This is a genomic window from Streptomyces sp. NPDC111628, assembly GCF_055635195.1.
In genome coordinates this window covers 392,345-405,646 of record NZ_JBVKBZ010000005.1, presented here as the reverse complement: position 1 = coordinate 405,646, position 13,302 = coordinate 392,345, and the positions used below count along the sequence as shown (strand labels likewise).

12 protein-coding genes and 1 pseudogene are annotated in these 13,302 nt (G+C 75.0%); 9 read left to right on the top strand and 4 right to left on the bottom strand.

Features of this window, described 5'->3' with window-relative positions; all coding sequences use genetic code 11:
- Window positions 1–182: 182 nt before the first annotated feature.
- The 3 genes from ACZ7MF_RS27685 (at window position 183) to ACZ7MF_RS27675 (ending at window position 2,052) form a co-directional block, all read left to right on the top strand.
- Entirely contained in the window at window positions 183–1,136 is a 954-nt protein-coding gene (locus ACZ7MF_RS27685) for a sporulation protein (RefSeq protein WP_471480644.1), read from the top strand.
- Between the two features lie 108 nt (window positions 1,137–1,244).
- Window positions 1,245–1,700 (top strand): tellurite resistance TerB family protein, encoded by a 456-nt coding sequence (locus ACZ7MF_RS27680; RefSeq protein ID WP_471480643.1) that lies wholly within the window; start codon window positions 1,245–1,247, stop codon window positions 1,698–1,700.
- Window positions 1,701–1,803: 103 nt separating this feature from the next.
- Window positions 1,804–2,052 (top strand): twin-arginine translocase TatA/TatE family subunit, encoded by a 249-nt coding sequence (locus ACZ7MF_RS27675; RefSeq protein WP_356862165.1) that lies wholly within the window; start codon window positions 1,804–1,806, stop codon window positions 2,050–2,052.
- Between the two features lie 12 nt (window positions 2,053–2,064).
- Here ACZ7MF_RS27675 and ACZ7MF_RS27670 read toward each other — a convergent pair whose 3' ends face one another.
- Complete coding sequence (locus ACZ7MF_RS27670) at window positions 2,065–2,874, bottom strand: TetR/AcrR family transcriptional regulator (RefSeq protein ID WP_471480641.1); 810 nt, start codon at window positions 2,872–2,874, stop codon at window positions 2,065–2,067.
- 134 nt (window positions 2,875–3,008) lie between these two features.
- Between ACZ7MF_RS27670 and ACZ7MF_RS27665 the strand changes: the two genes are divergently transcribed.
- Window positions 3,009–4,148: a cytochrome P450 family protein gene (locus tag ACZ7MF_RS27665; RefSeq protein ID WP_471480639.1), complete on the top strand. Its 1,140-nt coding sequence runs from the start codon at window positions 3,009–3,011 to the stop codon at window positions 4,146–4,148.
- Between the two features lie 28 nt (window positions 4,149–4,176).
- Here ACZ7MF_RS27665 and ACZ7MF_RS27660 read toward each other — a convergent pair whose 3' ends face one another.
- Window positions 4,177–5,832 carry a penicillin-binding transpeptidase domain-containing protein gene (locus ACZ7MF_RS27660; protein ID WP_471480637.1) on the bottom strand — a complete coding sequence of 552 codons (1,656 nt, stop codon included), beginning with the start codon at window positions 5,830–5,832 and terminating at the stop codon, window positions 4,177–4,179.
- Between the two features lie 17 nt (window positions 5,833–5,849).
- Complete coding sequence (locus ACZ7MF_RS27655; RefSeq protein ID WP_471480635.1) at window positions 5,850–6,977, bottom strand: CE1 family esterase; 1,128 nt, start codon at window positions 6,975–6,977, stop codon at window positions 5,850–5,852.
- Between the two features lie 115 nt (window positions 6,978–7,092).
- Here ACZ7MF_RS27655 and ACZ7MF_RS27650 point away from each other — a divergent pair, with 115 nt between their 5' ends.
- Entirely contained in the window at window positions 7,093–8,025 is a 933-nt protein-coding gene (locus tag ACZ7MF_RS27650) for a LysR family transcriptional regulator (protein WP_356862155.1), read from the top strand.
- 658 nt (window positions 8,026–8,683) lie between these two features.
- Window positions 8,684–9,562 (top strand): serine hydrolase, encoded by an 879-nt coding sequence (locus ACZ7MF_RS27645; protein WP_471480633.1) that lies wholly within the window; start codon window positions 8,684–8,686, stop codon window positions 9,560–9,562.
- 233 nt (window positions 9,563–9,795) lie between these two features.
- Here ACZ7MF_RS27645 and ACZ7MF_RS27640 read toward each other — a convergent pair.
- Window positions 9,796–10,014: pseudogene (locus ACZ7MF_RS27640) on the bottom strand (glycosyl hydrolase family 28-related protein); the annotation flags it as partial.
- Window positions 10,015–10,184: 170 nt separating this feature from the next.
- Between ACZ7MF_RS27640 and ACZ7MF_RS27635 the strand changes: the two are divergent.
- The 3 genes from ACZ7MF_RS27635 (at window position 10,185) to thrS (ending at window position 13,142) form a co-directional block, all read left to right on the top strand.
- Window positions 10,185–10,556 carry a DUF6479 family protein gene (locus tag ACZ7MF_RS27635; RefSeq protein WP_385352400.1) on the top strand — a complete coding sequence of 124 codons (372 nt, stop codon included), beginning with the start codon at window positions 10,185–10,187 and terminating at the stop codon, window positions 10,554–10,556.
- Window positions 10,557–10,560: 4 nt separating this feature from the next.
- Window positions 10,561–11,688, top strand: a complete 1,128-nt coding sequence (locus tag ACZ7MF_RS27630; RefSeq protein WP_471480630.1) for a M24 family metallopeptidase — start codon at window positions 10,561–10,563, stop codon at window positions 11,686–11,688.
- Window positions 11,689–11,918: 230 nt separating this feature from the next.
- On the top strand, window positions 11,919–13,142 hold the full coding sequence (gene thrS, locus ACZ7MF_RS27625; RefSeq protein ID WP_471480628.1) for a threonine--tRNA ligase: 1,224 nt from the start codon (window positions 11,919–11,921) through the stop codon (window positions 13,140–13,142).
- Window positions 13,143–13,302 lie beyond the last annotated feature (160 nt).

The following is a 13,302-nucleotide window of genomic DNA, read 5'->3' as shown; positions in this document are numbered from 1 at the left end:
GGGACTCCTTAACGGGGTCGGTGGGCACCGGTACCAGCCGGGCGCCCGAGGGTTCCCCCTCATGGTAAAGGACGAGCAAAGAGATCGGGAGTCCTGAGACCCCTATGCTTCTACTCGCCTGTAGAGAACGGCCGGACGGCTCCGGTTGTTCCCCACACGAACGTGAAGGAGAGAACGCCTCGATGGTGTTCAAGCGGCTGCTCGGTTCCCTCGGCGTGGGCGGACCCACGGTGGACACGACGCTCGACCCGGGCGCCGCCCGGCCGGGAGGCAGCCTGTCGGGCCGGGTCCACCTCGTCGGCGGCACCGCCGACCACGACGTCGAGCACGTCGCACTGGAGCTGGTGGCCCGCGTGGAGACCGAGCACGAGGAGTACGGCGACGGGGAGGGCGTGCTCGTCTTCGACCGGCACGTCGTCGGCGGCGCCTTCCGGCTCGCGGCGGGCGAGGAGACGAGCATCCCGTTCACGGTGCCGCTGCCCTGGGAGACCCCGGCCACCGAGCTGTACGGGCAGCAGCTGGGCGTCGTGCTCGGCGTGCGCACCGAGCTGGCGGTCGCCGGCGCTCGGGACAGCGGCGACCTGGACCCGCTCGCCGTGGCGCCGCTGCCGGCCCAGGAGGCCGTCCTGGCGGCCCTCGGCCGGCTCGGCTTCGGCTTCCGCTCCGCCGACCTGGAGTACGGCCGCATCGGCGGCACCGGGCAGCAGCTGCCCTTCTACCAGGAGATCGAGCTGACCCCGCCCCCGCGCTACGCCCACCAGGTCGACGAGATCGAGCTGACCTTCCTGGCCGTACCCGGCGCCCTCGAGGTGGTGCTGGAGGCGGACAAGCACGGCGGCCCGCTCTCCGGCGGCCACGGCGACCACGGCGGTCACGACGCGCTCAGCCGCTTCACCGTCCCGCACGAGGGCCCCGCCGGACCGCAGGGCTGGGACGCCCTCGTCGACGGCTGGATGCGGGAGCTGGTCGAGCACCGGGCGTCGTACGGCTCCCACGCGGTGTACGGCCACGACTCCGGGGTCGGCGCGGCCGTCATGGCCGGGGCCGCGGGGATCGCCGGGGGGATGGTGGCGGCCGAAGTCGTCGACGAGGCGGGGGACTTCTTCGAGGGCGACTCCGACGACGGGGAAGGCTGATAGCTTCTACAGTGCTGTAGAGGCTCGGGGCCGGTCCCGGTCTCCCCGACCAGCCCCGACCAGCCCGATCCCCCTTCCCGTCCGACCGGTACGGAGTACGGAGTTCTCATGGCCCTGTGGGACCGCTTCAAGGAGTCCGCGTCGCAGATGCAGACGCAGCTCGTGGCGAAGAAGAACGACCTCAAGAGCGGCGCCTTCCGCGACGCGAGCATGGCGATGTGCGCGCTGGTCGCCACGGCCGACGGCACCGTCGACGCCTCGGAGCGGCAGCGGGTCGCCCAGCTGATCTCGACCAACGAGGTGCTGCAGAACTTCCCCGCCGACGACCTGCGCCGCCGCTTCGAGGAGAACCTGGACAAGCTGACCGCCGACTTCGCCTTCGGCAAGGTCGGCATCCTCCAGGAGATCGCCAAGGCGAAGAAGAAGCCCGCCGAGGCCCGGGCCGTGGTCCAGATCGGCATCGTGATCGGCGGCGCCGACGGGGACTTCGACAAGGACGAGCGCGCCGTGGTCCGCGAGGCGTGCTACGCCCTCGACCTGCCGCCGCACGAGTTCGACCTCTGAGAACCACCGGGCCCCGCGGGCGCCGGGCCCGCCGGCCGTGCCGTAGATTCCGTGCGCGGGCCCGTGCCGCGGGCCCGCACCGTACGTCCATCAGGAGAGCGCCGTGTTCGGACTCAGCGAGCTCGCGATCATTCTCGTCGTCGTCGCGGCCGTCCTGGCCGTCAAGAAGCTCCCCGAGCTGACCCGCTCGGCGGGCAAGTCGGCCCGCATCCTCAAGTCCGAGGCCCGCGCGGCGAGGGACGCGGACGAACCGGGGACGCCGCGCGTCATCCCGGGGGAGACGGTCGAGCGCGGGGACCCCGGTACCGGTACCGGCAGCGGCACCGACACGGGCACCGGCCCCCGGGGCTGAGCCCGGCCCGTCTCACGCGCCGGGCTCGCGGTCCCCGGCGCGGGTGCGGTGCGGGCCCAGCTCGCGCAGGACCTCGCCGAGTTCGGCGGCGGTGAGCGCGGGCGCGGGCAGGGCCGCGGCGGCCGGTGCGGCCCGCAGGCCGCCCAGGAACAGGGCGAGGGGGCGGCGCCAGGCGTCCGGCGCGGGTACGTCCGCGGTGGCGGACCCGGCAGCCGTCGTCGCCGCGGCCCCGGCATCCGTCGTCGCCGCGGACCCGGCATCCGTCGCGGCCGCAGACGCGGCAGCCGTCGTCGCCGCGGTCGCGGCGGTCAGTGCCGGGACGGCGCGGCCGAGCGCCGCCAGCCCGAACAGGACGTCCTCGGTGGTGACGTCGGCACGGACGGTGCCCTCCTCGCGCAGACGGGTCAACAGCGTCTCCACGGTCCGGCGGTTGTGCTCGTGCACGGCCTCCAAGCTCTCGACATCCCGCAGGTGCGTGGTCATGAGGTCGTTGGAGCCCCGGTCCGCGGCCAGGGTGCCGAAGACCACCTCCAGATAGCCGGTGAGCCCGGCCCACGCGTCCGGCGCCTTCCTGGCCCGCTCCCCGGCGTCCATCGTGCCGGTCAGCGAGTCCCGGAACACGGCGTCCACCAGGGCGGCACGCGTGGGGAAGTGGCGGTAGAGCGTCGCGTTGCCGACCCCCGCCCGGCGCGCGATCAAGTCCAGCGCCGCGTCCAGCCCCTGCTCGGTGAACACCTCGTGGGCCGCCTCCAGCAGAAGCTCCCGGTTGCGCCGCGCGTCGCGTCGCTGCCGGGGCGCTCCGTCGCGTGCGCCGACGGTCATCCTCGTCCTCCGGGTCTCCGGGTCTCCGGTCGTACGAAACCGGGGAGTGCTCCCCGTGCTCCGAACGCCGATGTTATCGTCGACCGACGAAATGGGGACTACTCCCCGTTTAGTTGCCTTCCCCAGGAGGCCCCATGACCGCGCCCACCCCCGAGGAACTGGCCGCCCTGCGGGCCCGGGGTGCCGTGCACCGGGTGCTCGTGCCGGGCAGCGGGGAGAGCTGGCTGGTGGTGACGCGCGACGCGGCGCGGGCCGCGCTCACCGACCCCCGGCTGCGCAACGACATCCGGCACTCCGCGTCCTGGCAGAGCGACGGCGGGCACGCCATCGGCCACAACATGCTCCAGAGCGACCCGCCGCAGCACACGCGGCTGCGCCGCCTGGTCGCCGGACACTTCACGCCGGGCCGGACCGCCGCCCTGCGCCCGCGCGTCGAGCGCATCGCGGGCGAGCTGCTGGACGCGCTGCCGCGAGCGGGCACCACCGACCTGGTCGCCCGGTACGCGCTGCCGCTGCCCGTCACCGTGATCTGCGAGCTGCTGGGCGTGCCCGAGGCCGACCGCCGGGGCTTCCACACCTGGTCGAACGAGCTGGTCATGCCCACTTCGCCCGAGGCGGCCGGGTCGGCGGCGACCGCGCTGACCGGCTACCTCACCGAGCTGACCGACGCCAAGCGCCGCACCCCGGACGGCACGCTGCTCGGCGACCTGGTCGGCGCCGCCGACAGCGGCGGGCTCACCGCCGGGGAACTGCTCGGCATGGCCTTCCTCATCCTCGTCGCGGGGCACGAGACGACCGTCAACCTGATCTCCGCCACCGTCCACGGCCTGCTCACCCACCCCGACCAGCTTGCCCGCCTGCGCGCCGAGCCGGCGCTGGCCGAGGCCGCCGTGGAGGAGTCGCTGCGGTACCACTCGCCCGTCCACGCCTCCGCGTTCCGTTTCGCGGCCGAGCCGCTGGAACTGGCGGGCACCGCGATCGCGGCGGGCGACCCGGTGCTCGTCTCCCTCGCCGCCGCCTCCCGCGACCCGGCGCACTTCCCCGACCCCGACCGCTTCGACATCGGCCGCCGTCCGCAGGGCCACCTCGGTTTCGGCCACGGCCTGCACCACTGCCTGGGCGCCCCGCTGGCCCGGGTCGAGGCCGCCGTCGCCGTACGCCTGCTGCTCGACCGGCATCCCGCGCTCGCCCTCGCCGCCGACCCGGCGACGCTCACCTGGCGCACCAGCACGCTGCTGCGGGGGCTGGTGGAACTGCCGGTGCGGCTCGGCTGATCCCGCTCGGGACGGGCTCGGGACGGATTCAGGAAGGGTCCTCCGGTACGGCCGACAGCAGGCTGTGCACGACCGGCCCCGCCGAGCCGCCGCCGGTGACGCCCTCCTCGACGACCACGGCGACGGCGACGTTGCCCCGGTGGGCGACCAGCCAGCCGTTGTTGTCCTGGTCGTCGGAGACCTCGGCGGTGCCGGTCTTGGCGCCGATCTCACCCGGCAGGTCGGCCAGGACGCGCGCGGTGCCGTCGGTGACGGTGGCCCGCAGCAGCCCGCGCAGCTGGGTGACGACCTCGTCGGGGAGCGGCTCGGTGCGGGTCTCGTCCTCGTTGCCCGCGGTGACGGACGGCTGGTGGAACTCTCCGGAGACCGCGGTGGCCGTCACCGACGCCATGATCAGCGGGTTGGCCTGGACCCGGCCCTGCCCGATCATCGACGCGGCCTTCTCCGTCTCGTCCTTGGGCGCCGGCACCGAGCCGTCGTACGTCGGGATGCCGATGTGCCACTCCTGGCCGACCCCGAAGTAGGTGCGCGCGACCTTCCCCAGCTCCCCGTCGTCGAGCTTGCCGCGCAGGCTGATGAAGGCGGTGTTGCAGGACTCCGTGAAGTCCTTGCGGAAGGTGGCGCCGGGGTGTTCGGAGGTCTCCACGTTGTGGAACTCCTTGCCGACCGTCAGGTACTTGGGGCAGTCCACGACGTCGTCGGGCGCGACCGCGTCCTTGAGCAGCAGGGCGCTGCTGGTGACGATCTTCCAGGTGGAGCCGGGTGCGTAGGTGCCGGAGGCGGCCCGGTTGAAGCCGGAGGAGGGCGAGTTGGCGAGGGCGAGCACCTCGCCGTTGTCGATGCGCAGGGCGACGAGGGAGGCGTTCTTGCCGTCGGCCTTCCCGAGGGCCTGCTCGGCGGCCGACTGCCAGCCGGCGTCCAGGGTGGTGCGCACGGGCCGGTCCGCCGTCGCCGGGTCGGGCGCCTTGCCGAAGGACGCCTCGGTGCGCACGGTCTCGCCGCTGGTCCGGTCGACCAGCTCGACCGCGCCGCGCGGACCGCCGCCGCCCGCGTCACCGGCGAGCCGGCCCAGGAGCGGGGCCAGGGACGGGTAGTCGGCGCCCACGAGGGAGACCCCCGCGCGATCCGTGACCTTCGGCGGGGCGCTCTCCTCGCGCTCCAGACGGAACTTCTCCGTCCCGCTCAGCCGCGGGTGCACCAGCGACAGCCGCCAGTCCACCTTCCAGCCGCCGTCGTCCTGCTCGCGCAGCGGCAGCTCCGACTCGTACGTCCAGGTGCCCAGGCCGGTGACCGGCATCCGGGCGGTGAAGGGGATGCCGAGGGTGCCGTCCTCGTCCTCCTGCACACCGTCGTCGGCCGCCGTCAGCTTCGGTTTCTCGATGTCGAGCCCCGCGGTGAAGCTCTGGAGCACCTCCTGCGCCTTGCCGGGCTCGGTGGTGCGTCCGGCCGCGCTCGGCAGCCGCCCGGCGGCCCAGTCGGCGAGGAAGGCTCGCGCCTGTTTCATCGCGGCGGGGTCGGGTCCGTCGTCGCCACGCGCGAAGGGGCCGAACCCGGCGGCGTACGAACCGCCCGCGGCAATCGCGAGGACGACACCCACGGCGGCGACGGCCCGCACACCGTTGCGGGGCCTGCGGCGGCGGGGAGGGGTGAGGTGGGGAGAGGTGAGGTGAGGAGCGTCGGGCATGGGAAGGTCCTTGTCGGTCAGCGGCCGGTGCCGGTGAGGAAGTCGAGGATCGTGTCGGTGGCGTCGAGGGCCTCGCTGACGGGGCCGAACCCCTCGGGCGGGGGGACGGTCGAGCCGGGCCAGGTGTGACCGGCGTCGTCGACGACGAGAAGTTGCACGGTGCCGTCGGTCGGCCGGGTGCCGCCAGGGGCGTCCTTCGCGAGCCGCCACACCGTCCGGTCGTAGCCCTGCTCCGCCCGCGTGACCGGCTCGCCCGCGCCCCCGGCCGCCGCGAACGCCGCCGCGCTGTCCCGGGCCGACCGGGTCGGCAGGATCGGCTCCTCGGGATCCGGGGGCGGGGAGGGCAGGCCCGCGAGGGGCCGTACGGGGTCGTCGGCGCCGTAGACGACCATGACGGGGACGGGCCCGGTGGGCTCCACCGCGGCGTCACCCGTGGGCAGCTGGCCGGAGACCGAGGCCGCACCCGCGAGCAGGGCCGGGCGTTCGGCGGCCATGCGCAGGGCCATCGAGCCGCCGTTGGAGAACCCGGCGACGTAGACCTGACCGGGGTCGGCCCGCTCGGTGCGGACCAGGTGTTTGATCAGCGCCTCGGTGAACCGCACGTCCAGGCCGGGGTCCGGGCGCTGCTTCGTCGCCCGGGTGCCCGCGCCCCAGCCGTGGCCGAGGCCCTCGGGAAAGGCGACGAGCATGCCGCGCGCGGTGGCGGCCCGCTCCAGCCGGGTCTTCGCCCGCAGTTCGGCCGCGTCGGCGCCGCGACCGTGGAAGGCGATGAGGAGGGGCCTCGTGCCGTCGTCGCCGTCGCCGTCGGCGGCAGGGGCAGGGGCGGGGGGCCGGTGCAGGAGGTACTGGCGGACGTCACCGTCCACCCGGAGCTGGGCGCGGACCTCCGGCGCCGCGGTGGTCGTACCGCTGCCCGCGCCGCTGCCCGCGCTGCTGCCGGTGGCGGACGGGCCGCTCGACGCGGCCGCTTCCGGACGGCCGGAGTCGGCGTCGGTGGCGCAGCCGGCCAGGGGGAGGACGAGGGCGAGGGCGAGCGCGCCGGGCCACCGACGGGCGCGGAGTGCGGGGCCACGGTCACGGTCACGGTCACGGACGCGGTCACCGGCGCGGGCGGGGGCACGGTCACGTTCACGGAAGGAGCGCATGGCCCGAGGAGAGCAACCCCGCCGAGCCCCTGTCCAAGACCGATATGAATGTCGGATCGATCAATCCCCGATATGATTACTGGTCGTGGACCTGGTGCGGCACCTGGAGTGCTTCGTGGCTGTTGCAGAAGAGTCACACTTCGGGCGTGCCGCCGCCCGGCTCGGCATGGCCCAGCCGCCCCTGTCGCAGCGCATCCAGCGGCTGGAGAAGGAGCTGGGCGTCCGGCTCTTCGAGCGCACCAGCCGGCAGGTGACGATCACCGAGGCGGGCACGCTGCTGCTCGCCGAGGCCCGTGAGCTGCTGGCCCGCGCCGAGGCGCTGCGGACCGCGGCGCGCCGCATCCGGGACGGCGAGAGCGGTCTGCTGCGCGCCGCCCTGTCCCCCGACATCTCCGGCGAGACGGTCGCCGCGCTGCTGGCCGACTTCCGCCGCCGGCACGCGGGGCTCGAACTGGAGCTGCACGAGCTGACCACCGCGCAGCAGCTCGCCGGGTTCGCCGCCCACGAGCTGGACGTCGGCCTCATCCACCACCCGTGCGACGTCACCGGCCTGGAGCTGGGCCCGGTGCTCCGCCGCGACCTCGGCGTACTGCTGCCGCGCGGTGCGCCCCAGACGGAGCTGGACGCCGTGCCGCTCGCCGCCCTCACCGGCTACGACCTGGTCCTCTTCCCGCGCGCCGACGCGCCCGCGGTCTACGACGACCTGCTCACCGCCTGCGCCCGGGGCGGCTACACGCCCGCCGCGGTACGGCACGGGCAGGGCGCGAGCTTCGTCCGCGGCCTGGTCCTGTCGTCCGGGGCCGTCGCCCTCGGCCCCCGGGACACCCGGCTCGTGGCCCCCGGCGACCAGGACCTGGTCTGGCGCCCGCTGGCCGGGGCCCCGCCCGCCTGGCGGCACTCCGCGGCCTGGCCCAAAGGGCGCGGCGACGCCGCCGTCGGCGCCTTCGCGGACGCGGCCACCCACGCCCTGCGCACCACGGCCGGCGCCCACTCCGAGGCACCCGCCCGGCCCCTGCACCTTCGCCCGGCATCGGAGTACTGGCTTTGACCGACACCGCCGCCTTCGCCCACCGCCCGGCGCACCCCGCCACACCCACCAACGCCGACCCCCGACCCCCGACACCGGAAGCCCGACCACACACCCTCGTCGACACCCTCCGAAACACGCGCGCCCGGACCGGGGCACGCACCACCACGACCGCCCGGCCGGCAGGCCCCGCCCCCGACACCGGAGGCCCGACCACGACCGCCACCACCCTCCGCCACCGACCGGCGCCCCACACCACCCTCACCAACGCCAGCGCCCGGACCGTGGCGCTCGTCGCCACGACCGCCCGGCCAGGCCGCCCCGACCCCGGCACCGGGGGCCCGACCACAACCGCCGACACCACGCTCCGCCACCAACCGGCGCACCCCACGACCCCCACCAACGCCAGCGCCCGGACCGGGGCGCTCGTCGCCACGACCGCCCGGCCAGGCCGCCCCGACCCCGGCACCGGGGGCCCGACCACGACCGCCGACACCACGCTCCGCCACCAACCGGCGCACCCCGGCATCCCCATCGACACCGACCACCGACGCCCGACGATCCCTGCCCGCCCACACACCCTCGGCGGCGCCCTCCGGAACGCGCGTGCCCGGGCCGGGGCGCGGGTCGTTGCGAGCGTCCGGCCAGTCGGGCCCAACGCGGCATCGGAGGGCCGGTCATGACCGATACCGTCACCGCCGCCCGGCTGGACGCCGCGTTCGCCGATGCCGGGGTCACCGGGTGGCTGCACGCCGTGGACATCGACTCGGGGGCGCAGGTCGGGGCCGGGGCGGACCAGCCGGTCTGCACGGCCAGTGTCCACAAGCTGTGCGTGCTGGTGACGCTGCACGAGCTGGCGGCGGCCGGGGAGCTGGACCTCACCGAGCGGATCGAGTGCCCGCCGACCGGACGCACCCCGGGACCCACCGGGCTCGCGGCCATGCTCGACCCGGTCCTGCTGTCCCTGCGCGACGCCGCGTTCCTGATGATGTCCGTCAGCGACAACACCGCCGCCGACCTGCTGCTGCGCCGGGTCGGCCTGGACGCCGTCAACCGCACCGCGGCCCGGCTCGGCCTCACCCGGACGCGGGCGGTGTACGGCTTCGGCGAGATGCTGGGCACCATGCGCGAGGACGCCGGGCCCGCCGGTGCCCCGGCGCTGACCGACCCGCACGTCATCACCCGGCTGCGTGCCCTGGACCCGGCCCGCACCAACCACAGCACCCCCCGGGACATGACCCGCCTGCTCGGCGCGGTGTGGCGGGACGAGGCCTGCCCGCCCGAGTACGGCGCCGCGATGCGCCGGATCATGGGCCTCCAGGTGTGGCCGCACCGCCTGGCCTCGGGCTTCCCCTTCGACGACGTGCACGTGGCCGGCAAGACCGGCAGCCTGCCCACCCTGCGCAACGAGGTCGGCGTCGTCGAGTACCCCGACGGCGGCCGCTACGCCGTGGCCGTCTTCACCCGCACCGCCCACACCGCGGCCGTACTCCCGGCGGCGGACGCGGTGATCGGCACCGCGGCCCGGATCGCGGTGGACTCATTGCGCGCACCCTGACGAGCGAGGGCACCGGGGTTGGGAACTGCTGGCCGTTGACTGTGTGGGCGTGCGGGAACCCGCCCCCGCCTTCCCGGACCGCGGACACGATCCGTGCCCCCGGACGCGGCGCGAAAGCGGGTGACCAGGACATCCAAAACCGTTCGGGATGTCCGCAGTGCACAGGAATGGGTCCAAGACTCACTCCTGCTCACTGAATAGGAACGGTTGGACAGCGCGAAGCAGGTGGCGCCGCGTCCGGCGCCGATCAGCGAGACGCCGCTGCGCCAGAGCACCGGCTCGTTCCGGAGCACGTACCGCCCGGCGGGCACGCGCACCGTGCGCGGCCGCCCGTCCTCGGCGGTGGCGTCGCCCAGCACGTCCACCAGCTCCTGCAGGGCCGGCCGATCGTCGGCGGTGCCGTCCCCGACCAGGCCGTACTCATGGGCGTCCGCCGTCCACGGCGCGGTCATGGGCTGCTCCTTCCACCGGTGACGCGGGACGGACGGCGGCCCGAGGCCGGCACCGCCCCGTGCCGCCCGGGTACCAGCCACCGGCCCGCCCCAATCGCGCGTTCGCACGTCAGGACACAGACAGGGACATATCAGGCGCTTTATCTCATTTGGGGGTACATAATCAGAACATGAGTACGGCAACGTATGTACTGCTGGCCGCGCCCTCGGGCGGGGCCAAGGTGGCAGTGGTCTTCATCATCGGACTGGTGATCGCCGGGGCGTTGGTCTGGGCCGTACGCGTCGGCATGCGCGTCATGGACCGGGAGCCGGACCGCCCCCGCGCCGACGAACAGCCGCACCTCCCGGACACCGGGGCCGTCCGCGAGGAGCGCGAGATGCGCGAACCCGACGAGATCCCGCTGAACAACGACGGGAGCCCGCGGCTCATGCCCTACGAGCTGCACCACTCGGGCAGCCGCCGCGGCGAGGACCAGAAGCGGCGCCGCTGGCTGCCGGGGTCGAGCGGGGCCTTCGGCAGCGGTGGGCCGGGACACGTCTGAGGTCGTGGACGACGCCGCCCCCGGCGCCTTCGCGGACGAGGTCTACGCGGCCCGCATGGACCGCACCGCCTACGAGGCCGCCGCCCTCGGGCTCGCCGGGGTGCTGGTGACTCCGGGCCCCGACCTGGTGTGGCTGTGCGGCTACCGGCCCACCGCCCCCACCGAACGCCTCACCCTCCTCGTCCTCACCGCCACCTCCCAGCCCCGGCTCCTGGTGCCCGCGATCGACCGCCCGACCGCCGAGGCGGCCCCCGGCGCGGGCGCGATACGGGTCTCCGACTGGTGGGAGGGGCAGGACGCCTACGCCGCCGCGGCCGGTCTGCTGCGCCCGCACGGCCGGTACGCCGTCTCCGACGCGACGTGGGCACTGCACCTGCTCTGCCTCCAGGCGTCCCTGCCGCTGGCCACCTACCAGCCGCTGTCCGTCGTGCTGCCCATGCGGCGCGCGGTGAAGGACGAGCAGGAGGTGGCCCGGCTGACGGCCGCGGCAGCGGCGGCGGACACCGCGTACGAGGAGGTCCTCGGGCTGCGTTTCGGCGGGCGCAGCGAGCGCGAGCTGGCCGCCGACCTGGCCGGGCTGCTGCGCGCGCACGGCCACAGCCGCGTCGACTTCACGGTGGTCGGCGCCGGACCCCACGCGGCCGACCCGCACCACCGGCCCGGTGACCGGGTCATGGAGGACGGGGACATGGTCGTCCTGGACTTCGGCGGCCTCAAGGACGGCTACGGCTTCGACATCGCCCGCACGGTCCACGTCGGGGCGCCGACGGACGAGGAGCGGCGGGTCCACGAGACCGTCCGGGCCGCACAGCGGGCGGCCTTCGAGGCGGTACGGCCGGGGGTGTCCTGCCAGGAGGTCGACCGGGCGGCCCGCGCGGTGATCGAGGAGGCCGGGCACGCCGGGCACGGCGCGCACCGCACCGGCCACGGCGTCGGTGTCACCACCCACGAGCCGCCCTATCTGGTGGAGGGCGAGGAACAGCCCCTCGAACCGGGCATGTGCTTCTCCATCGAGCCCGGCATCCATCTCCCGGACCGCTTCGGCGTCCGCATCGAGGACGTCGTGACCTGTACGGAGGACGGGGGCCGACGGCTCAACACCACCTCGCACGAGCTGGCGATCGTGCGCTGACGGCGCGCCGGGGGCCGGGGAAATTCGCTCGCGTCCGCGCCCGGCCCCGCGTACCGTCGCCCCCATGAAGCGCGCCTGCCCGTCCTTGATGACGACGCCGGGGACCGTCCCGGCGCGCTGACTGCTGACCAGAAGTCCGAAGCCCCGGGGCGAGCGCCCCGGGGCTTCGTCGCGCGGTGCTCGTCCCCTGGACCGTTCGGACCGTTCGGACCGTTCCGAGGGAGCCCACCATGCACGACCACGACCACCGGCGGCTCGGCCGCGAACTGGCGCTGTTCGACACCGATCCCCTCATGGGCGCGGGCCTGCCGTACTGGCTGCCCGACGGCGCGGTGGTGCGCCACACCCTGGAGGAGTACGTCCGCGAGGCGGAGCGCCGGGCCGGCTACCGGCACGTCTACTCACCCGTCCTCGGCAAACGCGAGCTGTACGAGATCTCGGGGCACTGGGAGCACTACCGCGACGACATGTTCCCGCCGATGGAGCTGGGCGCCGAGGAGGTCGTGCTGCGGCCGAGTCTGTGCCCGCACCACGCCCTCGTCTACCGCTCCCGCTCCCGCAGTCACCGCGAACTGCCCCTGCGCATCGCCGAGCTGGGCGCCATGTACCGCTCCGAGCCCTCCGGCGTCCTCGGCGGACTGACCCGCGTGCGGGCCATCCACCTCAACGACGCCCACATCTTCTGCACCCCGGACCAGGCCGCCGCCGAGGCCCGCGCCGCCCTCGGGCTCATCCGCCGCGCCCACGCCGACCTCGGCATCCGGGCCGCCCGCCACCGCCTGTCCCTGCCGGGCCCCGGCGGCAAGTACGTCGCCGACCCGGAGCTGTGGCGGCGGGCCACCGCGCTGCTCCGCGAGGCCCTGGAGGGGCTGCCGTACGAGGAGGTGGAGGGCGAGGCCGCCTTCTACGGCCCCAAGATCGACGTGCAGATCGAGGACGCGGCCGGACGCGAGTCCACCCTGTCCACCGTCCAGATCGACTTCCACCAGCCCGAACGCTTCGGCCTGCGCTACATCGGCCCCGACGGCGCCAGGCACCGCCCGGTCATGGTGCACCGCAGTGTCATCGGCAGCGTGGAACGAGCGGTCGCCCACCTGATCGAAGTGCACGGCGGCGCGTTCCCGGCATGGCTGGCCCCGGTGCAGCTGGTGGTGCTCCCGGTGGCCGGGGCGCAGCGGGAGGCGGCGTACGCCCTCGCACGGCGGGCCGACGGCCTGGGCCTGCGCGCCGAGGTCGCCGATCCGGAGCGCGGCAGCCTCGGTGCCCGGATCCGGGCGGCCCGGAAGGTGCCGTACCAGGCGGTGATCGGCGCGCGGGAGGCGCAGGACGGCGACCTCGTCGACGTACGCCTGCGCGACGGCCGCAGGCCGGGACAACTGTCCGGCACCGAGCTTCTGCACCGCATCACCGGCCGCGTCGAGGCACGCGGCCCCGAGCTGTGGCCGTCCGACTGAGCCCGCACTCCCCGTGCAGGGCCGAGCCGCCACGGCCGGCCGCAGAGCGGACGGGACACGCGACCCGAGCCGCCCGAACCCCGCCTGCCCCCGCGCCGGGGGCCGCGGCGCCCGTCCGCCGCGCGCCGGGCGGGCAGGCGCCGTCGTGGTGCCGAGCTGC

Coding starts and splice junctions, on each gene's coding strand:
- ACZ7MF_RS27685 (WP_471480644.1), top strand. CDS start 183: ATGGTGTTCAAGCGGCTGCTCGGTTCCCTCGGCGTGGGCGGACCCACG.
- ACZ7MF_RS27680 (WP_471480643.1), top strand. CDS start 1,245: ATGGCCCTGTGGGACCGCTTCAAGGAGTCCGCGTCGCAGATGCAGACG.
- ACZ7MF_RS27670 (WP_471480641.1), bottom strand. CDS start 2,874: ATGACCGTCGGCGCACGCGACGGAGCGCCCCGGCAGCGACGCGACGCG.
- ACZ7MF_RS27665 (WP_471480639.1), top strand. CDS start 3,009: ATGACCGCGCCCACCCCCGAGGAACTGGCCGCCCTGCGGGCCCGGGGT.
- ACZ7MF_RS27660 (WP_471480637.1), bottom strand. CDS start 5,832: ATGCCCGACGCTCCTCACCTCACCTCTCCCCACCTCACCCCTCCCCGC.
- ACZ7MF_RS27655 (WP_471480635.1), bottom strand. CDS start 6,977: ATGCGCTCCTTCCGTGAACGTGACCGTGCCCCCGCCCGCGCCGGTGAC.
- ACZ7MF_RS27645 (WP_471480633.1), top strand. CDS start 8,684: ATGACCGATACCGTCACCGCCGCCCGGCTGGACGCCGCGTTCGCCGAT.
- ACZ7MF_RS27635 (WP_385352400.1), top strand. CDS start 10,185: ATGAGTACGGCAACGTATGTACTGCTGGCCGCGCCCTCGGGCGGGGCC.
- thrS (WP_471480628.1), top strand. CDS start 11,919: ATGCACGACCACGACCACCGGCGGCTCGGCCGCGAACTGGCGCTGTTC.